Source organism: Pseudomonas sp. ICMP 8385 (genome assembly GCF_002699915.1).
GTDB classification, from domain to species: domain Bacteria; phylum Pseudomonadota; class Gammaproteobacteria; order Pseudomonadales; family Pseudomonadaceae; genus Aquipseudomonas; species Aquipseudomonas gessardii.
The window spans coordinates 54,745-75,453 of the sequence record NZ_LKBY01000094.1 but is presented as its reverse complement, the minus strand read 5'-3'; the positions used below and the strand labels follow the sequence as shown (position 1 = coordinate 75,453).

The following is a 20,709-nucleotide window of genomic DNA, read 5'->3' as shown; positions in this document are numbered from 1 at the left end:
GTGGTAAACGTCATAAATAGGGGAAGAGCCTTCAAGCTCTTCCCCTATTTTGTATCTGGAGTCTGTACATGGAAAACCTGGACGCGCTGGTCGCTCAAGCTCTTGAGGCTGTGCAAAGCGCTGAAGATATCAATGCCCTGGAGCAAATCCGGGTTCACTACCTTGGCAAGAAAGGTGAATTGACTCAGGTGATGAAGACCCTGGGCAATCTGCCAGCAGAAGAGCGCCCGCAAGTCGGCGCGCTGATCAACGTTGCCAAGGAGCGTGTCACAGAGGTTCTCAATGCGCGCAAGGCGTTGTTCGAGGAGGCCGATCTTGCGGCCAAGCTCGCCGCCGAGTCCATTGACGTGACCCTGCCTGGCCGCGGCCAGACCTCAGGCGGCCTGCATCCGGTTACCCGGACTCTGGAACGTATCGAGCAGTTCTTCACCCATATCGGCTACGGCATTGCCGAAGGCCCTGAGGTCGAAGACGACTATCACAATTTCGAGGCGCTCAACATCCCAGGCCATCACCCGGCCCGGTCGATGCACGACACCTTCTATTTCAATGCGAACATGCTGTTGCGCACCCATACCTCGCCGGTACAGGTCCGCACCATGGAATCGCAGCAGCCGCCGATCCGCATCGTCTGCCCAGGCCGTGTGTACCGTAGCGACTCCGATATCACCCACTCGCCGATGTTCCACCAGGTCGAAGGCCTGCTGGTGGATCGCGACATCAATTTCGCCGACCTCAAAGGCACCATCGAAGAATTCCTGCGGGTGTTCTTTGAAAAAGAGCTGGCGGTACGTTTCCGTCCGTCCTACTTCCCGTTCACCGAGCCATCCGCCGAAGTCGATATGGAATGCGTGATGTGCAGCGGTAAAGGCTGCCGTGTCTGCAAACAGACCGGCTGGCTGGAAGTCATGGGTTGCGGCATGGTTCATCCCAACGTGCTGCGCATGTCCGGGATCGACCCGGAAGAGTTCTCGGGCTTTGCCTTCGGCATGGGCGTTGAGCGTCTGGCCATGCTGCGTTACGGCGTGAACGACTTGCGCCTGTTCTTCGACAACGACTTGCGGTTCCTCGCGCAATTTCGCTAGTCGTAACGAACCTTTAGGAGAGCAGGATGAAATTCAGTGAACAATGGCTGCGTGGCTGGGTAAGCCCGCAGGTAAATCGCGATGAGCTGGTTGCTCGTCTGTCGATGGCCGGTCTTGAGGTCGATAGCGTTACGCCGGCCGCCGGTGTTTTCAGTGGCGTGGTAGTGGGCGAGGTGCTGAGCACCGAGCAGCACCCCGACGCCGACAAACTGCGTGTATGCCAAGTCAGCAATGGCGCGCAAACCTTCCAGGTCGTGTGCGGAGCGCCAAACGTGCGCCCGGGCCTGAAGATCCCGTTCGCCATGATCGGTGCCGAGCTGCCCGGTGATTTCAAGATCAAGAAAGCCAAGCTGCGTGGCGTTGAGTCCAACGGCATGCTGTGCTCCCAGGCGGAGTTGCAGGTTGGCGAAGGTAATGATGGTTTGATGGAGCTGCCGGCTGACGCGCCCGTGGGCCAGGACATCCGTGTCTACCTGGACCTGGAAGACGCCAGCATCGAAGTCGACTTGACCCCGAACCGTGGCGACTGCCTGTCCCTGGCCGGCCTGGCCCGTGAAGTCGGCGCACTGTACGACGTGCCTGTCACGCGTCCGGTGGTTGCGGCCGTTGCGGCAGTCCACGACGAAGTGCGTTCCATCGAAGTGCTGGCGCCAAACGCGTGCCCGCGCTACCTGGGCCGTGTCATCCGCAATGTCGACCTGTCCCGGCCAACCCCGCTGTGGATGGTCGAGCGCCTGCGGCGTGCCGATGTGCGCAGCATCGATGCCGCCGTCGACATCACCAACTACGTGATGCTGGAGCTGGGTCAACCGCTGCACGCTTTCGATCTGGCCGAGATCAACGGCGGGATCCGCGTGCGCATGGCCGAGGAAGGCGAAAAACTGGTCTTGCTCGATGGCCAGGAAGTGACCCTGCGCAGCGATACCCTGGTGATCGCTGACCACTCCCGGGCCCTGGCCATTGCCGGTGTGATGGGCGGTGAGCACAGTGGTGTCTCGGCGACCACTCGCGACCTATTCCTTGAAAGTGCGTTCTTCGACCAGATCGCTGTGGCGGGTAAGGCTCGTTCCTACGGCCTGCACACCGATGCCTCGCACCGCTACGAGCGTGGCGTGGACTGGCAACTGGCCCGTGAAGCCATGGAGCGCGCCACTGGCCTGCTGCTGGAAATCACCGGCGGTGAAGCCGGTCCGATCACCGAGACCGTCAGCGAGCAGCACCTGCCGTCGATTGCGCCGGTGACACTGCGCGCCCAGCGCGTCGAGCAAATGCTCGGCCTGGTGATTGAAGAAGCGCAAATCGTCCGCCTGCTGACTGGCCTTGGCCTGGGCATCAGTGCTGATGGGGCAGGGCAGTGGCGCGTAGCAGTGCCAAGCCATCGCTTCGATATCAGCCTTGAAGTCGACCTGATCGAAGAACTGGCCCGCCTGTACGGCTACAACCGCCTGCCGGTTCGTTACCCGCAAGCGCGCCTGGCCCCGCAACCCAAGGCCGAAGCCCGTGCGCACCTGCCAGAGCTGCGTCGCCTGCTGGTCGCACGCGGTTACCAGGAAGCGGTGACCTACAGTTTCATCGATCCCAAGCAGTTTGAACTGTTCAGCCCGGGTGTCGAGCCGCTGTTGCTGGCCAACCCAATCTCCAACGACATGGCGGCCATGCGTTCGTCCCTGTGGCCAGGCCTGGTGAAAGCACTTTCCCACAACCTGAACCGTCAGCAGGACCGCGTGCGCATGTTTGAAAGCGGCCTGCGCTTTGTCGGCCAACTGGACGGCCTGAAGCAAGAGCCGATGCTGGCCGGCGTCGTCTGCGGCAGCCGCCTGCCGGAAGGCTGGGCACAGGGTCGCGATCCCGTGGACTTCTTCGACGTCAAGGCTGACGTGGAAGCGGTGCTGGGCTTTGCTGGCGCGCTGGATGCTTTCGCGTTTGTTCCTGGCAGTCACCCGGCATTGCATCCAGGCCAGACTGCGCGCATCGAGCGTGAAGGTCGGCTGGTCGGTTTCGTCGGTGCCATCCACCCGGAATTGTCGAAAACTCTCGGTCTTGACCGTCCGGTCTTCGTCTTCGAGCTGGTATTGGCTGAAGTTGCCGCGGGCAAGATGCCTAAGTTCAGCGAACTGTCGCGTTTCCCGGAAGTGCGTCGTGACCTGGCCCTGGTGGCCGATCGTGATGTGGCGGCCAGCGCCGTGCTGGAAGTAATCCGAGAAAATGCAGGCGAATGGCTGACGGACCTCAGGCTATTTGACGTCTATCAGGGTAAAGGCATTGATCCGCATAGAAAAAGCCTTGCAGTTGGCTTGACCTGGCAGCATCCATCGCGCACTCTTAATGACGATGAGGTGAATACCACGACGCAAAATATCCTCACCTCGCTCGAACAAAGGTTGAACGCCACGTTAAGGAAGTGACGTATGGGGGCTTTGACGAAAGCTGAGATGGCGGAACGTCTGTACGAAGAGTTGGGTCTGAACAAGCGTGAGGCCAAGGAATTGGTCGAGCTTTTTTTTGAAGAAATCAGGCACGCTCTGGAAGACAACGAACAGGTCAAATTGTCCGGTTTCGGCAATTTTGACCTGCGGGACAAACGCCAGCGGCCTGGCCGCAATCCAAAAACGGGAGAAGAAATCCCGATCACGGCTCGCCGTGTGGTCACCTTTCGTCCAGGGCAGAAGTTGAAGGCCCGAGTTGAGGCTTATGCTGGAACCAAGTCATAACGACGAGCTACCCGTCATCCCAGGCAAACGCTACTTCACCATTGGTGAAGTCAGCGAGCTGTGTGCGGTAAAACCGCACGTACTGCGCTATTGGGAGCAGGAGTTTCCTCAACTCAACCCCGTCAAACGCACCGGGAACCGTCGGTATTATCAGCGCCAGGATGTGCTGATGATCCGACAGATCCGTGCGTTGCTGTACGACCAGGGGTTCACCATCAGCGGCGCACGCCAGCGTATGTCCGGTGATGAGGCCAAAGACGACACCACCCAATACAAACAACTGATCCGCCAGATGATCTCGGAACTGGAAGATGTACTGGTGGTTTTGAAAAAGTGAAACAAGCCTTTAAAATACTTCCACATTTCAAATGCTTGCGGTATATTCTTGATCGCTTCGTTACGAAGCGAACCCAGTTTCACGCCTAGTCGGGGCGTAGCGCAGTCCGGTAGCGCACTAGCATGGGGTGCTAGGGGTCGAGTGTTCGAATCACTCCGTCCCGACCATATAATTCAATGACTTAGGCCAATGTTCACAGCATTGGCCTTTTTCATGTGCGTGACATTTGCGTGACTTGTCGTTTTCTCACGCCTGCTTCCTCTTCAAAATTGTCAGGACCGGTCCGCGAGAATCGGTTGCTGATACCATGTTCGCAGCTTCAATCAGATGCCCGAGCTCAGCGCCCGAGTAGTGACTGGTGATGCTGCCGTTCTTGTGCCCCAAAAGGGCCTTGCGGTCTTCCTCGGTTACGCCTGCTGCGCGCAGCCGCCGGCCAAACGTATGTTTAAGGTCATGGATCCTTATGGATGCATATCCAGGGTGAGCGGGGCGAAGGTTTTCCTCCTGCCAGAGTTTCGCCGCTCTCACCCGAGCCTTCTTCCAGGCCGAGTCGTTCATGCGGTGCATCGCGGTGCCGTTGTATGGGAATACCCATTCCTTGCTGATACCGCGCTGCTTATCGATGATCGACCTGGCCACGCTGTTCAGCACCACCAGCCGCTCGTCGCCGTTCTTCACGCCAGAGCGCTCATGCCGCCCACCAAAGTCGGCAGGTATCAGAAATACGCTGGTGCCGAGTTCCGGCACCGAAATCTCCCAATCCCACCTCAGTTTGCAGACCTCTTGCTCCCGCGTGCCGGTGTTCACCTTGAACAGCGCCATCGTTTGCAGGTGCGCCGGCAACTCCCCAAAAAGAATCGACTGCTCCGGCCATGACATCGGGTACGGCTTGCGGCTCGACTTCTTCTCTTCCAGCTTCGTGAGCATCGGCACGCTATCCAGCCACGGTCTTCGCTCATCGTCTCGCCACTTCCTGGCACACAACGATAAAACCCGAACCACACGCTCGATCGAGATGTTTACCGTTCTATTGCTGACACCCTTCTTTACCTTCCCGTCTTCCAGCTTCTTCGTAGCCAACCTATCCTTGATGAATGGCGCCAGGGCCTGGTCATCAATGTGGGTAAGCGGCATGTCGCCAATGAATGGGTCGAGCTGCGAAAGGTGATGCGCCGAAAGCTTGATAGACGGCTGGTCTTTGAACTCCAGCAGGAAGCGAGTCGCCGCCTCCCGCCAGATCCTGACCTTCTTCACGCCGTAGACCTTCTGCTGCCGGATCTGCTCCAGCCGGTAGATCAGGTAGCGCTCCGCTTCTTCCCGGTCACCAGTTCCAGTGCTTTCGTAAAGTCGTTCTCCGTTGATTTTCTTGTCGATATGCCAGATACCTTTCCTTTGGGAAAGGCCTGTGATCGATTTTCGCGCCATGATTTATCTCCTTTCTGGCGCTCGCTGCGGGGCGATTGTTGCTCCGTTGCGCCTTTTTTATCAATCGCCTTTGCCTCGACATATGCCGTGGCCCAGTCGTCCAGTTCCTGGCGGTCAAACCCGACGCCGCGCCCGCCGATGGGGAACTCGCTGACGAATGGCCTGACGGTCTCGTCGAAAATTGCCCGGCACATGCCCAGGTATCCAGGTGCTTCCTTTGCCCTGATGAATCTAGGGATCAGCTGTTGAGCGCCCATAGCTATCTCCCGCAGCCCATTACGGGCCGAGCTGAATTTTTCGTCATTGGGTGTCCTTGCCGCGCTGGGCGGCAGAAGGTGGGGGAGAGTTATGCGATCGGCACGTAAGCTTCGCCGCGGCGTTCAGCCGAAGCCTTCCGGTAAGTCTCGTTGGTGTATGGAGCATCAGGCTCGCGACGGATAAAGGTCATCTGGTAGTGGGAGCCTTTGGCGCGATGCGTTCCGGCGCAGTACTTCTCAATCAGGTACTGGGCGTCGTGCTTGTCGCCTTTCTCCGCGCGGCTGCCGGTACCGATGGTCCCGCCTTTCCACGACCCCTTTTCTGGGCCTGTCTCGCCATCAAAGGCGATATCCAGCTCAACGAAAGTTCGCGTAGGGCGCAGCGCACCGAAGTACTTTTTCACCCAGCCGGTACCGATGCGGTACACGCGCTTCTCCATATGGCAATAGGCTCGTATTTCCTGGCCGTCATAGTCCTTAAGCAAAAACACATAGCGGGGCATTTTGTCTTTGATGGCCTGAGCTTCCTTGTAGCCAAGGCGAACACCTTTGCTCTTCTCGATATGCTCAACGCCGTTTGCGTCACACAGCGCATTCAGGACCAGATCGAATTCGCGCCAAGGGAATGAGAAGTACCGAGACTTTTCGGATTGCGAGTCCATTGTGCTAGGCCCGAAATTCGTGTGGATTCCTCGTGTTTGCAGGCGGAACCCGTACTTGCGAGCGTGATACTCGAAGTAGTCGAGATGCCCGAACTGTTCAAGTCGTCGCGCTGTAGCTTCCGGGCTCAATGTAGTGAATGTTTGCTTCTGCGCCCAAGGCTTGATGATGTTGGGAATTTTGATCCAGGCTGAATACTTCCAGACATGGATGATCAGCTTGTTTCCTGGGTAGTCGCCGTTGTCGCCGGAGTCGATGGCGATTCCGAATATGCTGTCACGCTGGCCCTTGTAGTAGAGGTCGATGAAATTGAGGATCACGAACTTGTCTTGCCATGGATTGGCCCTGAAAACATTGCGGGAAAACCAGGCTTTGATTATTTCGAACATGCAGGAATACCTCGCCCGCCGCTCACCGGCAGGCATGTAGGGGGATTGGGGTTAGGAGTTCTTGCGTTCTGGCGGGGAGGGTGGGAATCCAAAGTAGTGCCGCCGCTTTCCGGTGTAGCCGCATTCGCTGCAACCCGTGGACGGGCCACAACTGCAGCCACCCTCGCAACCGCAACTGCACCCGGAACAATCCAAGGTGCACCAGCTTTCCTGCTCTACCTCGCCTTGCTGGCTGATCGAGTAGTTGACTCGACGGTCCAGGCGAAAGCCGGTGATCTTTTCAGCATCCTCATAGGTCGCCGGTACCGCGCGGAACCCATACTGGGCGCTAGGATCATCCACGAAACGGCGAACAGTTCTCATGGCCTTGGCCCCTTGTAGATGAAGACGTAGGCGAACCAGAGGGTGGCGATCATGGCGTCACCCCTTGCTTTCCGTCTTCCGCCCGCATGAATGCCGCCATGTCGCCCATCTGCTCGACAATGGCGCGCTCTTCGGTCGAGGCCGTATCAATGATTTTTTCTTTGAGGGACTGGCAACGGCGGCAATCCACTCGCTCCCACATTCCAGAAAGCCCCGATCCCTCGCCTAGCCAGGTTCCGCAAGGTGCCCGCTCGATGTCGCCCGACCCAGGCCCTGCAAAGAAGTGCGTCTTCATGGCGTCACCCCATCAGGTTTGTATTTGGTGAGCCGCCACTTAGTGTTGTTGCTCTGGCTGTGGTCCGAATCAACCAGGCCTTCGCGCTTCATCAGCTCCAGTTCCCGACGAACCTGCTTGGTAGTGAACGGCTCGATGTGGAAGCGGAACCACCAAGTGCAGAACCAGTTGTCGCGGGAGCCGCCGGCGCCGCTCATGTAGGTGGTGATCTGCTGGCGTAGGGTCATGGCGTCACCCGCTGTTGTTCCAGGCGGAGTGCCTGTTGCACTGCATGAATGATTCGTTCGAGATAATCCCAGTCCGGATTTGGCTCTGTCGCATCCGCGCTTAGATGCCACCACTCATCACCAAGAACCTGCTGCATCAGCTGATAGTGTGAGCCGCCAAGGGAGTCCATGGAGTTCACGTATCGGATGTCCTCCGCCTCGTCATACAGATCTCGGGCATCGGATTCGTCGAGATCACGAGACCTTCGCATCTGCAGGATTTCTCGACGAACTTTGTCGGCCAGCGCCTCAGCGCTGAACTGCCGAGAGCTCATCGCCTGATCGAAGTAGCCGATGATGTAGCCGGTGTTCAACTCGCAGAAAAACTGCCCGATGCTCAGGCCATCCCACATGCCACCCCAGTAGGCGGTCCAGCTCTTTCCCCAGCAGCTAACGGTGATCTTGCCCTTGCACGGTGCCAGGTCTTCAAGGAAGACGGTGATCGGGTCGAGACTCGGTGCGCCGGTGATCACCAGCTTCGTTACTGTCGACCGCTCCACCTGTAGAGGCGTAGCGACTTGGCTTTCTTCAGGCATGCCGGGTTCCTTGCCGCTATAGCGGCTGACTTTGAAGGGGGAGGGGTTACAGGTTTTGCGGGTGGAGTACGGATGTACTCCTATCGGGATTTGGCGGCCAGCCGGATTGCTTCGTCGATCTTGTCCCAAAGCTCAATGCCGCCGTGCAGCAGACCTTTCTCGTAGTCGGTCATGCGCTCATATTCTTCCTCGTCGGCACGCGGTCGAGCAGGCAGCACCACCGCTACCGGCGCGGGCTGCTCGGCGTTAACTGGCTGTTGAAACATCTGATGGATTCGCCGCTTGCACTCTTCGTACCCCTTGGTCCAGTCATCGCCGATCTGGTCTTCAGGAACGCTATTGGATACGTATTCGCGGATAGTTGTTTTGCCATTCAATGTCACCGGATCGCCCTGTAGCTGGGAGGCTGGCTTTAACTCCCGGTTATCGCCGCAAATGCTTGCAGACCCCGTTGCCTGCTCGGTATGACAGGCGTCTACCTGCCAACCATTCGGGCCGAGTACCGGTTCCCCGCCAATGTTGGGGAAGCCCCCAAGAAGTGAAAACTGGCTATGACGAATAGGTTCTGGCTTTACGCGCAATTCTGGCGCGCAGCTCCAGCCCATCACCAATTTCAGATCTCCATTCCACTCCCATTTCAAACCAACAAAATTTAGGTTTTCCCCGAAGTGGCAGAAGTCATAACTAGAGCATTTGAATCCACCACCCTTGATCCAGACGATTCGCTCTTTTTCAGTATCCTCTATACGAAACATGCCTTCTACGGGTATGTGATCATCAGCCACCGGCTCGCCATTGGCCTGGGCGGCTGGCTTGCTCGCCTCTGGCGAATACAGCTCTACGTGGGCTTTAACGCATAAAGGATTATTGGAGACTGCCGCCCATCCGGCTGGGGATCTAGGGTCTGGCATCGGCACCATTGCCTCGTAAAACTCCGAGAGGCTTATGCCTGAGCGCTCGCAGTAGCCTTTAACGAACTGTTCAGCCGTGAGCGGAATCGCCAGCTTGTCGCCGTCAATCGTTTGGTTGGTGGTCATGGCTTGATCCTCAGCGCAGTCAGCAGCACTTCAATAGCAGCGTCACCCACGTCGGTAATCTCGTAGCGGGAAAAGCCTGTCGGGCGGATCAGGCCCAGGCGTGCAAGCGACTTCATGCGGTCCTTCGGCACGTCGTAACCCTGGCCGTCTTCGCAGGTGTCTCGAAAGCGCAAAATGTCGCGCTCTTGCTGTGCCGTGATCGTCATCGGCACAGCGAAAACTCGTTCAGTATTCATAAATACCTCAGCAAATCAGTTGTGCCAGTGCCAGCAGGCACCAGCAGTAGGCGGGGAGTTGGGTTAGGGCTTATATCCAGGTCGAAATCCTGTGCCATTAACGTCTTCGCAAAGCTGGGCGTCGCACTCTGGGCAGTCTGTAAAGCCGCAGCTTTCGGCTTCTTCGCACTGCTTGCACCCCGGTGTCGGTCCGTACTCGACAGCAGGCGCTGTACTGGCAAACGATCGATTGGCACCGATACGCTTCGCGATTGCATCAATCTCGCGCTGCATGAGCACTACCTCTTCCTCATCGTTGATTTCTTCGAACTGCCAAATGAGCTCAAGGTTTTCGATAACGCCCTGCGCGTACCGGCGAGCCATGTCTTTTAGGATTGCTCGGCGCTCACGCTTCATCGCCACCACCCTCTGCTGGCTTGAGTGCTGCGTCGATCTCCAGCCACACATCCACGTCGTGCGCCACGTCATTGGTGAAGGGGTGGGCCTTGCGCAACAACCCCTCCAGCACATCCGCACGCTCATCCGCTGCGGTCAGTAGGGCTTGCAGGGCGTCACGCTCGGCGGTTACCCGGTCGAAGTGTGTAGCCTCAACCATATAAGCCATCCTCAATGGCCCATGAAGCAATACTTCTACTCGCTTCACTTCACTCATGACCCACCTCCAAATAATCAGAAATCACAACCGACGACCTCTGTAGGCAACCGGCATAAACACAAAATTGCCTCGGGAATCTTGAATGACCGTCCACTCAGCATTGGTCAGTCGAGCCATTAGCTCGCTGAATCGGTATTGGCGGATCATGGGGATACCTCTATGTTTCGAGGTAGGCGGCTATGAATTGCGTAGCCGCTTCAAAATTGATGGCGTTTCCGTAGGCGCGCAGGCGTCCCACTCGGCCGGATATCCCATGAGCCAGCGGGGATGTTCCGGGCTCAACTGGCCGCCACTTTCCATCTCGGCAGAAGAGCCAGTCAGAATCTGCCCATCTACCGTTAACCGGGCCGGGCCCGTGATCGCCGCTATATCCTGAAGCCTCTTCTGAACCTTGTGGCCGCTCGGCCGGTGAGACCTCAACGCTTCCGCAGCACTCGCTCCCCGGTTGCAGTCCGCCATTGGCGTTGGCCAGCCCGACAAACAAACTACTGCCGCCAGATCCGGTCCGTGGTTGCGCATTGCCTCCCGAATCCCTACCTCCGATGATCTGACTCCCTTGCTGGCAAGGCTTGCCGTGGGTGTTGGCCATCCGCACAGGTAAGCCTGTCTTGGTAGTTGGTCGTTTCGATCGGCCCCGTCCCTCTGGGCCACCATTCCCGGGGTGTCCTTGTGATCCCTCGTGGTCGGTGTGACCCAACCAGTACACACGGTCTCTGATGTGCGGCGCGCCGACGCCCGCAGACGGAAACGCGATGGCCCCAAAGGCGTAACCCATGGCTTCCATGTCAGCGTGTACAAGGTCGACCCAAGGCTCGACAATCTTGCTCGCAACCTGCTCTCCAGCGACGACTGGAGGCTTGCGCTCTTTGATGAGCCAATAGAAGGACGGCCACAGATGCCTTGGGTCCTTAAACCCAGCTCCAGCGCCTGTCGCGCTGAAAGGTTGGCAAGGACAGGAACCGGTCCAAATAGGTCGTTCATCTGGCCATCCTGCACGCCGAAGCGCAATTGACCAGCCGCCGAGTCCTGCAAAGAAGTGGCACTGCGTGAATCCGAGTAGGTCGCTTGGGTGGACATCTTCGATACTCCTTTCATCCACGATGCCTGGCGCGATGTGGCCGGCCTCTATCAGGTTTCTCAGCCACTGGGCGGCGTAGGGGTCGAACTCGTTGTAATAAGCGGCCATACGCGGCTCTCAGGTAGGCGCCGCCCTCCGCGTTACCGGATGCAGCGAGTAGGGTGGGGTTGTGTCACGTCGATATGTCACGCAATGCGAATGTGATCTGCCAGTTGCTCGTCGGTCATGCGGTCGGCGCCGCGAATGAAGCGCGATATCAGATCCTGCTCTTCGTCGATTCCGGTCCTGGCCATGACCCGCTTTAGCGCCGCGTCATCGTTGTGATAAAGCTTCGTGACAATCTGGCGTGACAGCAGGGCGGCTTCTTTTTCCGCCTGGGTCAACTTGTCCCGTTCGCGCTGGTCTCGCTTGCGTTCGGCTGGATTCTTGGCCATGGCCTACCTCTTCTATTCCGCTGGCCGGCAGTGCGAGCCAGGTTTGACGTTTGCGTTGCTGGATGCGGGCTATGCGGCGCATGAAGCGACCTTGACCTGGTGCCAGGCACCGACCGCTTCAAAGATCCGCGCGGCGTGCGCCTCGTCCAATGACATCGCCTCGGGAATGGCGATCCAGCCCGAAGCCACCATCTGGCTTTGGTTGGCCTCGTCGCGCAGCTTCTTGTAGCAATGCTCGATCACGTCTTCCAGGTGGTCGGAGAGGTAAACGCCATCGGGCGCTAGTTCCACCGACTTGCTGTAGCGGTCGCCGCGGGCGTCAATGCACATGGCGCTCATGTAGATCGTCCAGCGGTGGGGAATACTGCACACGGCCTGGCCGATCTTCCCCGGCGCGATGTTCTTGAGAGACTTGTAATTGATCATTCCCTGGCGGCCACTGGGGTCGATGTTGACCACTGCGACGTGGTTTGAGGCCAGCAGGGATCGGCACGACCTGGCAATTCGCGCCTGCAGGTTGTGAGCCTTGCGCTTGCTCATAGTGAGTCCGCCATAAGTCTGAGGGCCTTACGATCCGCAAAGGTGAGCGCCTTTGGTTTGCGCTTGAGGACCGTTTCAGGGTCTATTTTTTTGGATCGTGGTGGAGGCAGAGGGTTTCGCGGCGGGCTTGGCAGGTGCGCCACGGTCCCGCCGGCGGCCAGGAATTGCGCGGTGCGCTCCGATATCGAATAGGCATCCTGACTGTGCTGCTCGACCAGGCTTAGGTGGTTGCTGACGTAGGTCATGCTGCTTCACTCCGAAGTGTCGCCTCGTAGTCATCCACCAGCAGCTTGAACTGCCAGAGGTCTTCTTCGAGCTTTTCGATGTAGTTGTCATCGCGTTTGAACTCTTTCCACCAGAGCTGGCGACCGACGACCTCCAGGGCCGGGCAGTACATCCCGACGTGCCAGAACTTGCGGCCAGTGATCCACATGCAGCCCTGAACCTGATCCATGATGCCGCTGGCGTCGTTGTCGATGTGGAAGGCGCGGAGCTTGTCGGGCGCGATGAAGCACTTGTACTCACTGCCGCAGTCGTCGCCGATCAGTCCGTCAGCGCTGGCTCCGAAGGCACCGTCATCCGTGGTTACGAATCCGGCACGCTCGACCATCAGACCGGTTTTCAGTTCGTGCTCCATCCTGGCCATCGGCTCCAGTTCGTGTCCGCGCTTCATCTGCCAGGTTTCGAAGCCTTGATCTAGTGGTACACCGCTGATCCGCTCGACGGCCAGGTTGAAGGCGTAATTCATTGCCGCTTCGGATGGCTGGCCAACAGGTTTGCCGGCCAGCGCCAAGCGTACAGACTCAGCCTTGGGCGCCGCCTTGTAACCGGCCTCGGCCATCGCTTCCTTCTCGGTCATACCGGCCTGCACAGCGGCTACATACATCATCTGCTTGTTGTCCAGGCCGCCAACCTTGGTGCGCGCCACGCTGAACATACTTGCGGTAATGCAGCCCGCCCTGGCCTGATGCCACTCAGGGCTGCCCTGCTCACAACTGATAAGGATCATGCTGCTTCCCCTTCTTCTTGCGCCTTGAGAAGTGCGGCCTTCCGATCAAAGCATGCAGCCTTGAACTGCTCATATGCGGCCATATCCTTAGCTGCGTTGATTGCAGCCAGTCCAGAAACCCAGACTGACTGCAATTCATCGAGCGTGCTGGAGGCGGCTGCCTTCGATGTCCAGTACTGAGAAAGCACAGGGTCAGACACTGGCGCGGCAGATACAGGGGCCAGCTTTAGGCCCTCATCTGTCTCGGTGTTCAGGTAATGGATGGCTTTTTCCAGGCGGTCGGTCTTCGGCCAGTACTTGTAGGCTTGCTTGACGCAAGTCTTCTTGGTCATTTCGCCTAGATCTGTCACCCACGGGCAGAGCTTCGACTTGTCCTTCACGTAGGCTTTCCATGCCTCGGAGCGGTCGCGGATCGCCATGACTTCGGCGATGCTCATTGGGTGGGTCAAGTAGTCGCCGTCGGCGGTCTTCACGACCACGTAGACACCGACGACATTGCCGCGATCAGTAGCGAATGGCTTGGATGTGTGCGTGGGAGGCTGGTCAACGCCGTTCAGCTCAAAAACATCGCTCTCGTAGACCAGCTTCGCCTGGCCCCACCGGACCGAACCGGTGGACATCGCTAGGTCCATCAGCCCCATGTAGGAGATATCGAGGCAGATCTTGCCCTTGCGCGGGACGAAGTAGGCCTGTTTCTTGGCCGGGTTCAGGCTCAGGCCAATCGAAGCGATGTTCGTCACGGCGTCGATTACCGATTGTCGGTTCTGCAAGGCCACCTTGAGCGCGTAGCTGTTCCCTTCCAATATCTGGATGGCGAAGTTGGCCTCACGGTCGAAGTTCAGCGTGGGCTCGGCCAGTACGGCCTGAAAGGCTTCACGACAGGCGTAAATGTCGTTCGTGACCACTGCCAAGTCATTGGACATGATTGTTCTCCGCGCCACCGGAGAGGGGCGCTGTGAAGGGGGTTATTGGGCTGGCGGAGTTGGAAGTGGCAGCCAATGCGTTGGTGTGATGTCGCAGCGGTCGCCGTCGATATAGCGCCAAGGCCGATGCTCGTTACCGCAGGTCATGGCGAAGAAGGGTCCGTCGTTGGTCTTCTTGCCAAGTCGGTACACCAGAACCTTCTGTTTAATCGGAGGTAGCCTGTCGCTGCACTTGATCCATTCGGTCATGACGTTTACCTATTGAGTGATTAGCCCGCCGATAGCGGGGCCCAGGAACAGGACGGCGTAGAAGATCAGGCCGGTGATGAAGAAGGCCCAGCGGATGGCGCGGCGCCTGTGCCGCTGGTGGGTGGTCATGCTAGAACTCCAAATCAACGAGGAATTCATGCTTGCAAAGAGGGCATGCTGCTTCGTACCCGCGAGCGCGATCCAACGGGTTTATTCCGCTCTCTCTGAAATCATCAGACTCTACGAGGTCAAAGTTTGTTTTGCAGTTTGGGCACTCAACGTCGAGGCTGATTGACCAGAAGACCACGTTAACCTGATCGGTCATGGCGCCACCTTGCAAGTCCAGCGGCCCGCACACTTGCAAGGCTGCTCGATCCATTTCACTTCGGCCAAAAGCAAGAAGCCTCGATTTCTCAAGGCTTCCACGATTCCTGTAAATGATCCGGCGATGATGGTCATGACACCTCCTTGCGCCGGGCAACAATCTTGTTGAGGCGCCCGCAGTAGTGGTTGAATTCGGCGATGGTGATGCGATCGTCTAGCATCATTTCGTTCAGCGTTTTCTGGATCATCACCGACCAGCTGACCGGTGTTTGGCTATCTTCAAGGGTCTCAAGCTCTTCGCCGATCAGTACGTGAGGGCTCATAGATCACCATCCACATCGTCTTCACGCTCTTCCCGTTCCGCCGCAACCGCGTCGGCGGCGTATGGCTTCAGAAGCTCCATGGCGATGCGCTCGGCGGCTTCTATGGGACGCTGCTGGCCGATCAGGTCGGCAGCGTGACCGCGCGAGTCGGCCTGACTGCCCAGGATCGAAGACAGGAACAGTCGGGCGAACGAATCGCGCTGGTCCAGGTCGTCGATCTGGCGCTGATTTAGGACGCCCTGCAGGTAGGTGCAGAACCGATCGAACGTCACCACCTGCGGCTGGCCGTAGCGGCGCTTCCACTTGATGTCCATTCCGCACACCAACTGCTCGGCCGAGTGTTCCAGCCACTCCTGCTCCGCGCTCGCCTCGCCGACCTCTGGAGGCAACTGAGCGTCGTAACGCTCCTGGCATATCTTCAATGCTGCGTTCATGGTCGCCTCCAAATGGCGGGATTAATCGAAGTAGTCCTGATCGGCCAGGTACTCGGAATGCTCATTCACAAGCCACTCTTCCATCGAGGCGATCTCAGATTCAGTCATGAAGCTGGTGTCGTCTTTCGATTCCCACTCGATTTCGCAGTGCCCGTGATACTCATCGGGATCAGCGGCTTGCGAACTGAAATTTCCTTTCCGGGCCGAGAAAGAGACAACGGTCAGGTTGACGGCAATATCCTCACCATCCTTGACCGTCCAATATTCGTAAGTGCGGGCCATGGCGACCTCCAGTGTTTGGGGTTAGGCGGAACTGGCGGCTGTATGCGCCGGCCGGTTTGGAATCCTGCAAATAAGGCCGAACTCTTCGCCGATTTCGATTACTTCGCGAAACGGAAGCCCGTCATCAGCGAGCAAGCCTTCGTGCTCCACGTCGAACTGCCAGATCAAATCCATGAGGCTGTCACAGCCCATGCAGGTCTTGACTGCGTAGAAATCGCCATCCCACTTCCCGGCAATGTTGATGTAGCGTTCGCCGGGGTTAATGGTCCGACGGCAGCACTCGCAGTTGTGCGGGCTTCGCGCCTTGACGATGTTTTTGCTTTGGAATGAATCGCTCATGACTCTCTCCGGTTTGTTCACCTGTATTCGTTCAACACTCATGCCTCCCGCTGGTTGCCGATGGGCGCGGGGTGAGTGCTGACGCAATAAAGGCGCATAAAAAAGCCCAGTCGAAACCGGGCTTTTCCCTCTTTCCGTAACAAGCCTGCCGGGCGCATGTGGCGTCGGGCAGATATTGGCTAGTCCATGATGAAACCCTCCGTTGTTCGCTCACTGGGAAGGCAGTGGCCACCTATTGAATGGTAGGGCGCAGGTGCCGAGCGCTTCCTCGGGAGCTTCTGGTCTGGACACGGACACCCCGTAGCCCCCAGGAATCGCCTGCATTAAAAGCAATAAATGAATTAGCGAATGAATCTGCGGACGGGGCGGACACGGAGCTCGTAGTCCTTGACGGTGCTGCCCTGACCGCCATCATCGAAGTACATGAGGAATGCGGTGTCGGCTGAGCGCTGCGAGCTCGACCACACCCATCCGCTCAACTTGCCATTGAGGTTAAGCCAGATTTCGTACAACTCGGCAGCGGCCGGCAGATAGAAGTCGGCATGACCGTCAGCTTCATGCTTGTGAGCAGCGATTGCTGCCGGGTATTCACCCCCTGATTCGATCAGCGCCAGGGTATTGGCCCGGCCATCGGTCAGGCTGGTTGCCGGCGACTCTTCGCCATACTGGCCCCACTCGAAGCTGCCCATCTCATCACCCAGGATCAAGTGGTAGCCATCAGCGCCGTTGCGAGCCGGGATGAAACCGGCGTATATGCCGCCCTGACCAGACCATACAGCACCGATTTCAGGGATGGTGATTTGTTCTTGCTCTGCTGCTTGCATGGTTGATTCCTCGTCGGGGATGTTCGGTTGTTTTCCAAATGCACACCGCTCTGGATGGGCATCAGTGAAAAGGTCAGTACGGCTTTTCAGCCTTGCCTTGGTCTTGCAAGCTTTTGATGTGAAACAGGCCGTCCAGCATGGTGTCCATCTGTTTGGCCAGTTGGATGCGAAGGCCGTCTTTCAGGGCGCCCGATACGTTGCGCACGCTCTGGGTCATTTCCTTTGTGAAGTCTTCGGCGCAGACCTGAGTCATGATGTATTCGGCTCGGGTGACCGTGTTGTAGTCGCTCGTTGCCGCTTTGCCGGTGCGCGGTTCAACCTTGGCTGACCAGTAAGCGTTCACGGTCTTTTCCAACTCTTTGCGGATGGTGGTGGCCGGGCCTTCTGGCTCGCCCCAGGTGTTAACTCGGCGATATTCGCGTTCGAACGAACCGTTGATGGTTTCGTTGATTGCGGCTTCAATTTGCGCTGTTACGCGCTCGTTGAAGATCTTGTCGATGCGTTTTTTCAGTTCCGCAGCGACCATGCCGGAAAGGTCATCGCCGGCGCGCAGAAGCTCATCAGATACCTTGGCTACGATTGCGGTTTTCAGATCGTCTTCGTTGATGTTGAGCATTTTGTGACTCCCGTTGATTTCCAATGCCGCCTCATAGAAGCGGCATCAGAAATATGCGGTCATGCTGGTTTGAAGTTACGCAGGAAGTCGGCCTGCTTGCTGCTACCGAAGATCGCTCGACCCTCGATCTGGTACTCAAGGATTCCGAAGGGCTTTCGCTCAAGCACCACGACCACACGCCCCTTGCTGCCAACCCAGCGACTGTTTATTGCCACTGCTGCTTGCTTAGCTATCAGTTATCTCCGTTGATTTCCCAGATGACCCTGTCGCCAAGGTCATCGAGGAAATCCGATCGATTTCCATGACCGCCTCACTGAAGCGAATCAAGAAATCAACCGTGCGCCGTGACCCGCTACTGGCGTCGGTCACAGGCTTGAATCAAATGTCACTCCAGCCGCGGGCCTTTCGGCTTGTTCTCCCGCTGGATAACTGTTTTTGGCGCTTTACGCTGCACGCCCGGGTCAGTTGCCAACCCTCTGAACCGTTTAGGCCGGTTCATCGCTGCCTTTGAATCTGGGCCGGTGGTGATCCGGCAAGGGGTGAAACCAAAGAGCGGTGGGCCCTGAGGCCCTGGCGAGTCCCTGTTGGGTGACTCGATGGAGCTAATATCTCCTATGGAAATATTTGTGTCAACTCCAATGGAGATAATTTTTATCGAAGGCACAAAAAAGCCCGCTCAGTGGCGGGCCGGAATTACTTAATATCCATGAGCTTTACGGAAGGGTGCAGTCCCGTCCGCGGACATTGATGAATAATCCCTCAATACGACACCTGACTACAATCGCCTGTCCTTTCCTGAGGCTTGCAAGGCGATTCGCAAGGTCAGGAGAAAAATATGCCTGAACAGATCGGTATCGCGATGCACCGGCACCGTCCAACGTTATGTACAGGTCATCGCTTAGGTCCTTCTTTATGCTTGCTATGTATCCGCTTACGTCGACAATGCTTCCGCGATACGAGCGATCAGCGGAAACTTCGTTCTGCTCATATGCGGAAATTATATCGCGCGCAGTTACGCTCGCTATTGGCTGCCTAGAAAAGTAAGACTCCAGGACCATATCGCTGGTGGTGCGAACAGAATTTCCACCCAGGTAATACCAGCCCGTGATCGCCATGCCCAGCAGCAATAGAACGAAAGAGCCGAGTCCGGACGACCTTTTTCTTTTTGCGACATAGCTTCCACCAATGGGAGCATCTGCACGAAAAGGAGCGCTTGCCATTGGCCTTCCGCAGCTAGGGCATATGGGGGCAGCATCAGATATTTCTTTGTTGCAGTCCGGGCAAGATATGAGAGGCATGCGGAATCCTTATTCCTTGGAGTCGTTCATAGGTTGAATTCTATCGCATGCAATATAGGAAAAGGGCTATGTCGATTTCGCCCTGGTGATGCGCTGATCCCTGACCTCATCCGCATAGCCCGCCAGCTTGTCCTCGGCATCCGGAAAGCTGCCAATGATCGTGAGCAGCTCCCTGGCATCACTCTCGAACCCCGCATCAGACAGCCTTATGGCCATCTTCATCAGGTCGACGCCTGACCACTTGATCAGGGCCGCCGCCTCTTTCAGGTCGCGGCGCAGTTGCTGGTTGGGTTTGGTAAGGGACATGATTCCTCCTATAGCATCCCGCCACGCCAGACGACGCGCCCTATAATGCGAACCTCGTTTATCTCCCCGTCACGCAGTGTCTCGTCGCGGTAGAGCGGGTTGTCGCTCCGAATGATCCAGCCGTCGAAGTCCGACTTCACCAGACGTTTCACGATCGTGCCCTTTGATTCGCTCTGCATGGCGAATATCTGGCCGTCCTTCGGTTCCACTCTCGACTCATCCACCAGCAGCACGTCGCCGTCATTGATTGTCGGCTCCATGCTGTGTCCGTTCGCATAGATCACGTCCAGGTGTTTCTGGTTGAGGTTGTTTGCGCGCAGCCAGGCCGACTTGAACGCCATCACGCCGCGGATCTCGACGTGCGGGTTGTCTTCGCCGTCACCGGTTGATCCTCGCGCAGTCAGTTGCAGTACGCCGGTGTACCCGGGTTCATCGTTCAGATCGAAGCTGCGCGGGGGAGTGCGGCCGTCCGCATCTGGGGCGGCCAGCGCCTGACTCAAGCCTGCAGCCGAAGCCATGCGGCCTATGTCGTCCTCGATGCGCTTACTGAAAGAACCAATCGGCACGCCCAGCATTTCGGCCATAGAAACAGCAAGCTTCTGTGTGAGCGGGCGATGGCCATTCAGATGGCTACCAAGCGTTCCCTGGCTCATACCGACAGCGTGCGCGATCTCGTCCTGGGTCAGGCGTTTGTCCTTCGGGCGTGAGGCATTGAAGTCCGCAATGGCCTTTTTCAAGGCCGCGCACTCCTCCCGCTCCCAATCAAGCAATTGGCGTCTTTCTTTATTCATTTCGCAAGAATATTCCCACAGGAAATAGTTAACCATCTCCATTGGAGTTGCAAAGTATCTCCACGGGAGATAATCTGCCGGCATGAATGCCAATGGAGGTATGGCCATGAGCCGAATCACTCTCAATCAGTTCGCTATCAGCAAGGGCCAAACCAAGGCCGCTCAGTTGCTCGGTATGTCCCAGGGTGCGCTGAACAAAGCACTCAGGGTTGGCCGGGACATTTTCGTGACCGAGGCATCGGACGGCACCTTTCATGCCGAAGAGGTTCGTCCGTTCCCAAGCCAAAACCAGCTTAAAAAATCAGCCGCTTAAACCAATTCATCAGCCACTGGAGACAAACGATGCACTTTGACCCAAGCCACATGCACGACAAGCCCACAAAGGTCCGCCTGGATGAGGTGGCCGACGACCTGCTGACCGCCATGGCCAGGTTCCAGCGGACCCAGAAAGCAGTACTCGCCCGGGAAATCCTCGAGCGCGGCCTGAACCAGATGATGGAAGAGCTTAACGCGAAAACAGACGTGGCCTGAAGTGGCTAGGGAGGGACTGTGCCTGAAAGAAAACCGCTGGAAATCCAGCTCGATTGGCAGGGAGTCGCTGATCTGGAGTTGTTGGCCAGACGCAACGGAGTAACCCCCGAAGAGCTGGCCGCAACAATCATGAACCGGGCGCTGGATCGAATGACC

Annotated in this window: 35 protein-coding genes and 1 tRNA gene; 7 read left to right on the top strand and 29 right to left on the bottom strand. The window is 57.5% G+C overall.

From position 1 onward, the window contains the following. Positions 1-68: 68 nt before the first annotated feature. The 5 genes from pheS to AO268_RS12735 all read left to right on the top strand — a co-directional run bounded on the left by pheS (position 69) and on the right by AO268_RS12735 (position 4,300). Positions 69-1,085, top strand: a complete 1,017-nt coding sequence (gene pheS / locus AO268_RS12755; RefSeq protein ID WP_003203624.1) for a phenylalanine--tRNA ligase subunit alpha — start codon at positions 69-71, stop codon at positions 1,083-1,085. 26 nt (positions 1,086-1,111) lie between these two features. Further along, on the top strand, positions 1,112-3,490 hold the full coding sequence (pheT, locus tag AO268_RS12750) for a phenylalanine--tRNA ligase subunit beta (protein ID WP_099168894.1): 2,379 nt from the start codon (positions 1,112-1,114) through the stop codon (positions 3,488-3,490). A 3-nt stretch (positions 3,491-3,493) separates the two neighbouring features. Further along, positions 3,494-3,796 (top strand): integration host factor subunit alpha, encoded by a 303-nt coding sequence (ihfA, locus tag AO268_RS12745; RefSeq protein ID WP_002553164.1) that lies wholly within the window; start codon positions 3,494-3,496, stop codon positions 3,794-3,796. Continuing rightward, positions 3,777-4,133 (top strand): MerR family transcriptional regulator, encoded by a 357-nt coding sequence (locus tag AO268_RS12740; protein WP_003174972.1) that lies wholly within the window; start codon positions 3,777-3,779, stop codon positions 4,131-4,133. Before ihfA ends, AO268_RS12740 begins: the two co-directional genes overlap by 20 nt. A 90-nt stretch (positions 4,134-4,223) precedes the next feature. Then, positions 4,224-4,300 (top strand) — tRNA-Pro (locus AO268_RS12735). Between the two features lie 79 nt (positions 4,301-4,379). On the opposite strand, the gene AO268_RS12730 is transcribed toward AO268_RS12735, so the two are convergent. The 29 genes from AO268_RS12730 to AO268_RS12605 all read right to left on the bottom strand — a co-directional run bounded on the left by AO268_RS12730 (position 4,380) and on the right by AO268_RS12605 (position 20,058). Next, positions 4,380-5,543 (bottom strand): tyrosine-type recombinase/integrase, encoded by a 1,164-nt coding sequence (locus tag AO268_RS12730; protein ID WP_236301010.1) that lies wholly within the window; start codon positions 5,541-5,543, stop codon positions 4,380-4,382. Then, complete coding sequence (locus AO268_RS33165) at positions 5,429-5,815, bottom strand: helix-turn-helix transcriptional regulator (RefSeq protein ID WP_236301007.1); 387 nt, start codon at positions 5,813-5,815, stop codon at positions 5,429-5,431. The genes AO268_RS12730 and AO268_RS33165 overlap by 115 nt, the downstream gene beginning before the upstream one ends. An 89-nt stretch (positions 5,816-5,904) precedes the next feature. Next, positions 5,905-6,864, bottom strand: a complete 960-nt coding sequence (locus AO268_RS12725; RefSeq protein WP_099168892.1) for a hypothetical protein — start codon at positions 6,862-6,864, stop codon at positions 5,905-5,907. 51 nt (positions 6,865-6,915) lie between these two features. Next, the gene (locus AO268_RS32380; RefSeq protein ID WP_141562813.1) at positions 6,916-7,227 is read right to left on the bottom strand and encodes a hypothetical protein; all 312 of its coding nucleotides are present in this window, start codon (positions 7,225-7,227) and stop codon (positions 6,916-6,918) included. 49 nt (positions 7,228-7,276) lie between these two features. Next, a complete protein-coding gene (locus AO268_RS12720) occupies positions 7,277-7,522 on the bottom strand; it encodes a hypothetical protein (RefSeq protein ID WP_092238733.1) in 246 nt (81 codons plus the stop codon). After that, entirely contained in the window at positions 7,519-7,749 is a 231-nt protein-coding gene (locus AO268_RS12715; RefSeq protein WP_092238735.1) for a hypothetical protein, read from the bottom strand. Before AO268_RS12715 ends, AO268_RS12720 begins: the two co-directional genes overlap by 4 nt. Further along, positions 7,746-8,324, bottom strand: coding sequence for a hypothetical protein (locus tag AO268_RS12710; RefSeq protein ID WP_092238738.1), 579 nt, complete (start codon positions 8,322-8,324; stop codon positions 7,746-7,748). The genes AO268_RS12715 and AO268_RS12710 overlap by 4 nt, the downstream gene beginning before the upstream one ends. Before the next feature lie 80 nt (positions 8,325-8,404). After that, positions 8,405-9,361, bottom strand: coding sequence for a hypothetical protein (locus AO268_RS12705; protein WP_099168891.1), 957 nt, complete (start codon positions 9,359-9,361; stop codon positions 8,405-8,407). Then, entirely contained in the window at positions 9,358-9,597 is a 240-nt protein-coding gene (locus AO268_RS12700; RefSeq protein WP_141562812.1) for a hypothetical protein, read from the bottom strand. Before AO268_RS12700 ends, AO268_RS12705 begins: the two co-directional genes overlap by 4 nt. 63 nt (positions 9,598-9,660) lie before the next feature. Then, positions 9,661-9,993 (bottom strand): hypothetical protein, encoded by a 333-nt coding sequence (locus AO268_RS12695; protein WP_104910529.1) that lies wholly within the window; start codon positions 9,991-9,993, stop codon positions 9,661-9,663. Then, positions 9,983-10,192, bottom strand: coding sequence for a hypothetical protein (locus tag AO268_RS12690; protein ID WP_141562811.1), 210 nt, complete (start codon positions 10,190-10,192; stop codon positions 9,983-9,985). The genes AO268_RS12695 and AO268_RS12690 overlap by 11 nt, the downstream gene beginning before the upstream one ends. Positions 10,193-10,409: 217 nt before the next feature. Beyond that, on the bottom strand, positions 10,410-11,438 hold the full coding sequence (locus AO268_RS12685) for a DNA cytosine methyltransferase (RefSeq protein ID WP_099168887.1): 1,029 nt from the start codon (positions 11,436-11,438) through the stop codon (positions 10,410-10,412). A gap of 77 nt (positions 11,439-11,515) precedes the next feature. Then, the gene (locus AO268_RS12680) at positions 11,516-11,764 is read right to left on the bottom strand and encodes a hypothetical protein (protein ID WP_099168886.1); all 249 of its coding nucleotides are present in this window, start codon (positions 11,762-11,764) and stop codon (positions 11,516-11,518) included. Positions 11,765-11,833: 69 nt separating this feature from the next. Further along, positions 11,834-12,304, bottom strand: coding sequence for a hypothetical protein (locus AO268_RS12675; RefSeq protein WP_099168885.1), 471 nt, complete (start codon positions 12,302-12,304; stop codon positions 11,834-11,836). After that, entirely contained in the window at positions 12,301-12,549 is a 249-nt protein-coding gene (locus AO268_RS12670; protein ID WP_099168884.1) for a hypothetical protein, read from the bottom strand. Before AO268_RS12670 ends, AO268_RS12675 begins: the two co-directional genes overlap by 4 nt. Beyond that, positions 12,546-13,313: a lambda exonuclease family protein gene (locus AO268_RS12665; protein WP_099168883.1), complete on the bottom strand. Its 768-nt coding sequence runs from the start codon at positions 13,311-13,313 to the stop codon at positions 12,546-12,548. Before AO268_RS12665 ends, AO268_RS12670 begins: the two co-directional genes overlap by 4 nt. Continuing rightward, entirely contained in the window at positions 13,310-14,236 is a 927-nt protein-coding gene (locus AO268_RS12660; protein ID WP_099168882.1) for a recombinase RecT, read from the bottom strand. Before AO268_RS12660 ends, AO268_RS12665 begins: the two co-directional genes overlap by 4 nt. Before the next feature lie 42 nt (positions 14,237-14,278). After that, positions 14,279-14,485, bottom strand: coding sequence for a DUF551 domain-containing protein (locus AO268_RS12655; protein ID WP_099168881.1), 207 nt, complete (start codon positions 14,483-14,485; stop codon positions 14,279-14,281). A gap of 321 nt (positions 14,486-14,806) precedes the next feature. After that, on the bottom strand, positions 14,807-14,944 hold the full coding sequence (locus tag AO268_RS32715; protein ID WP_176561367.1) for a hypothetical protein: 138 nt from the start codon (positions 14,942-14,944) through the stop codon (positions 14,807-14,809). Beyond that, positions 14,941-15,132 carry a hypothetical protein gene (locus AO268_RS12645; RefSeq protein WP_099168879.1) on the bottom strand — a complete coding sequence of 64 codons (192 nt, stop codon included), beginning with the start codon at positions 15,130-15,132 and terminating at the stop codon, positions 14,941-14,943. The genes AO268_RS32715 and AO268_RS12645 overlap by 4 nt, the downstream gene beginning before the upstream one ends. Next, the gene (locus AO268_RS12640; RefSeq protein ID WP_099168878.1) at positions 15,129-15,566 is read right to left on the bottom strand and encodes a hypothetical protein; all 438 of its coding nucleotides are present in this window, start codon (positions 15,564-15,566) and stop codon (positions 15,129-15,131) included. Before AO268_RS12640 ends, AO268_RS12645 begins: the two co-directional genes overlap by 4 nt. 21 nt (positions 15,567-15,587) lie before the next feature. Further along, complete coding sequence (locus AO268_RS12635; protein ID WP_099168877.1) at positions 15,588-15,848, bottom strand: hypothetical protein; 261 nt, start codon at positions 15,846-15,848, stop codon at positions 15,588-15,590. A gap of 21 nt (positions 15,849-15,869) precedes the next feature. Then, positions 15,870-16,187: a hypothetical protein gene (locus tag AO268_RS12630; protein ID WP_099168876.1), complete on the bottom strand. Its 318-nt coding sequence runs from the start codon at positions 16,185-16,187 to the stop codon at positions 15,870-15,872. A gap of 341 nt (positions 16,188-16,528) precedes the next feature. Beyond that, positions 16,529-17,011, bottom strand: a complete 483-nt coding sequence (locus AO268_RS12625) for a DUF1566 domain-containing protein (protein ID WP_099168875.1) — start codon at positions 17,009-17,011, stop codon at positions 16,529-16,531. Positions 17,012-17,084: 73 nt separating this feature from the next. Further along, complete coding sequence (locus AO268_RS12620; protein WP_092236019.1) at positions 17,085-17,627, bottom strand: hypothetical protein; 543 nt, start codon at positions 17,625-17,627, stop codon at positions 17,085-17,087. A 59-nt stretch (positions 17,628-17,686) separates the two neighbouring features. Further along, a complete protein-coding gene (locus AO268_RS32710) occupies positions 17,687-17,842 on the bottom strand; it encodes a hypothetical protein (protein WP_176561366.1) in 156 nt (51 codons plus the stop codon). A gap of 498 nt (positions 17,843-18,340) precedes the next feature. Then, positions 18,341-18,685, bottom strand: coding sequence for an OB-fold protein (locus tag AO268_RS33735; RefSeq protein WP_373562126.1), 345 nt, complete (start codon positions 18,683-18,685; stop codon positions 18,341-18,343). Positions 18,686-18,991: 306 nt separating this feature from the next. Then, entirely contained in the window at positions 18,992-19,231 is a 240-nt protein-coding gene (locus AO268_RS12610; RefSeq protein WP_044274853.1) for a hypothetical protein, read from the bottom strand. 8 nt (positions 19,232-19,239) lie between these two features. Next, positions 19,240-20,058, bottom strand: coding sequence for a LexA family transcriptional regulator (locus tag AO268_RS12605; protein ID WP_257154374.1), 819 nt, complete (start codon positions 20,056-20,058; stop codon positions 19,240-19,242). A 70-nt stretch (positions 20,059-20,128) separates the two neighbouring features. Between AO268_RS12605 and AO268_RS12600 the strand changes: the two genes are divergently transcribed. Both AO268_RS12600 and AO268_RS12595 read left to right on the top strand, forming a co-directional pair. Next, positions 20,129-20,335: a Cro/CI family transcriptional regulator gene (locus AO268_RS12600; protein WP_044274852.1), complete on the top strand. Its 207-nt coding sequence runs from the start codon at positions 20,129-20,131 to the stop codon at positions 20,333-20,335. A gap of 29 nt (positions 20,336-20,364) precedes the next feature. Continuing rightward, positions 20,365-20,553: a hypothetical protein gene (locus AO268_RS12595; protein WP_010568074.1), complete on the top strand. Its 189-nt coding sequence runs from the start codon at positions 20,365-20,367 to the stop codon at positions 20,551-20,553. Positions 20,554-20,709: the final 156 nt, after the last annotated feature.

Coding starts and splice junctions, on each gene's coding strand:
- AO268_RS12695 (WP_104910529.1), bottom strand. CDS start 9,993: ATGAAGCGTGAGCGCCGAGCAATCCTAAAAGACATGGCTCGCCGGTAC.
- AO268_RS32380 (WP_141562813.1), bottom strand. CDS start 7,227: ATGAGAACTGTTCGCCGTTTCGTGGATGATCCTAGCGCCCAGTATGGG.
- AO268_RS12710 (WP_092238738.1), bottom strand. CDS start 8,324: ATGCCTGAAGAAAGCCAAGTCGCTACGCCTCTACAGGTGGAGCGGTCG.
- AO268_RS12740 (WP_003174972.1), top strand. CDS start 3,777: ATGCTGGAACCAAGTCATAACGACGAGCTACCCGTCATCCCAGGCAAA.
- AO268_RS12620 (WP_092236019.1), bottom strand. CDS start 17,627: ATGCTCAACATCAACGAAGACGATCTGAAAACCGCAATCGTAGCCAAG.
- ihfA (WP_002553164.1), top strand. CDS start 3,494: ATGGGGGCTTTGACGAAAGCTGAGATGGCGGAACGTCTGTACGAAGAG.
- AO268_RS33165 (WP_236301007.1), bottom strand. CDS start 5,815: ATGGGCGCTCAACAGCTGATCCCTAGATTCATCAGGGCAAAGGAAGCA.
- AO268_RS12675 (WP_099168885.1), bottom strand. CDS start 12,304: ATGAGCAAGCGCAAGGCTCACAACCTGCAGGCGCGAATTGCCAGGTCG.
- AO268_RS12645 (WP_099168879.1), bottom strand. CDS start 15,132: ATGAGCCCTCACGTACTGATCGGCGAAGAGCTTGAGACCCTTGAAGAT.
- AO268_RS12630 (WP_099168876.1), bottom strand. CDS start 16,187: ATGAGCGATTCATTCCAAAGCAAAAACATCGTCAAGGCGCGAAGCCCG.
- AO268_RS12635 (WP_099168877.1), bottom strand. CDS start 15,848: ATGGCCCGCACTTACGAATATTGGACGGTCAAGGATGGTGAGGATATT.
- AO268_RS12670 (WP_099168884.1), bottom strand. CDS start 12,549: ATGACCTACGTCAGCAACCACCTAAGCCTGGTCGAGCAGCACAGTCAG.
- AO268_RS12660 (WP_099168882.1), bottom strand. CDS start 14,236: ATGTCCAATGACTTGGCAGTGGTCACGAACGACATTTACGCCTGTCGT.
- AO268_RS32715 (WP_176561367.1), bottom strand. CDS start 14,944: ATGACCATCATCGCCGGATCATTTACAGGAATCGTGGAAGCCTTGAGA.
- AO268_RS12665 (WP_099168883.1), bottom strand. CDS start 13,313: ATGATCCTTATCAGTTGTGAGCAGGGCAGCCCTGAGTGGCATCAGGCC.
- AO268_RS12640 (WP_099168878.1), bottom strand. CDS start 15,566: ATGAACGCAGCATTGAAGATATGCCAGGAGCGTTACGACGCTCAGTTG.
- AO268_RS12595 (WP_010568074.1), top strand. CDS start 20,365: ATGCACTTTGACCCAAGCCACATGCACGACAAGCCCACAAAGGTCCGC.
- AO268_RS33735 (WP_373562126.1), bottom strand. CDS start 18,685: ATGGTCCTGGAGTCTTACTTTTCTAGGCAGCCAATAGCGAGCGTAACT.
- AO268_RS12700 (WP_141562812.1), bottom strand. CDS start 9,597: ATGAATACTGAACGAGTTTTCGCTGTGCCGATGACGATCACGGCACAG.
- AO268_RS12600 (WP_044274852.1), top strand. CDS start 20,129: ATGAGCCGAATCACTCTCAATCAGTTCGCTATCAGCAAGGGCCAAACC.
- AO268_RS12705 (WP_099168891.1), bottom strand. CDS start 9,361: ATGACCACCAACCAAACGATTGACGGCGACAAGCTGGCGATTCCGCTC.
- AO268_RS12690 (WP_141562811.1), bottom strand. CDS start 10,192: ATGGTTGAGGCTACACACTTCGACCGGGTAACCGCCGAGCGTGACGCC.
- AO268_RS12720 (WP_092238733.1), bottom strand. CDS start 7,522: ATGAAGACGCACTTCTTTGCAGGGCCTGGGTCGGGCGACATCGAGCGG.
- pheT (WP_099168894.1), top strand. CDS start 1,112: ATGAAATTCAGTGAACAATGGCTGCGTGGCTGGGTAAGCCCGCAGGTA.
- AO268_RS12685 (WP_099168887.1), bottom strand. CDS start 11,438: ATGGCCGCTTATTACAACGAGTTCGACCCCTACGCCGCCCAGTGGCTG.
- AO268_RS12625 (WP_099168875.1), bottom strand. CDS start 17,011: ATGCAAGCAGCAGAGCAAGAACAAATCACCATCCCTGAAATCGGTGCT.
- AO268_RS12725 (WP_099168892.1), bottom strand. CDS start 6,864: ATGTTCGAAATAATCAAAGCCTGGTTTTCCCGCAATGTTTTCAGGGCC.
- AO268_RS12610 (WP_044274853.1), bottom strand. CDS start 19,231: ATGTCCCTTACCAAACCCAACCAGCAACTGCGCCGCGACCTGAAAGAG.
- pheS (WP_003203624.1), top strand. CDS start 69: ATGGAAAACCTGGACGCGCTGGTCGCTCAAGCTCTTGAGGCTGTGCAA.
- AO268_RS12680 (WP_099168886.1), bottom strand. CDS start 11,764: ATGGCCAAGAATCCAGCCGAACGCAAGCGAGACCAGCGCGAACGGGAC.
- AO268_RS12605 (WP_257154374.1), bottom strand. CDS start 20,058: ATGGTTAACTATTTCCTGTGGGAATATTCTTGCGAAATGAATAAAGAA.
- AO268_RS12715 (WP_092238735.1), bottom strand. CDS start 7,749: ATGACCCTACGCCAGCAGATCACCACCTACATGAGCGGCGCCGGCGGC.
- AO268_RS12655 (WP_099168881.1), bottom strand. CDS start 14,485: ATGACCGAATGGATCAAGTGCAGCGACAGGCTACCTCCGATTAAACAG.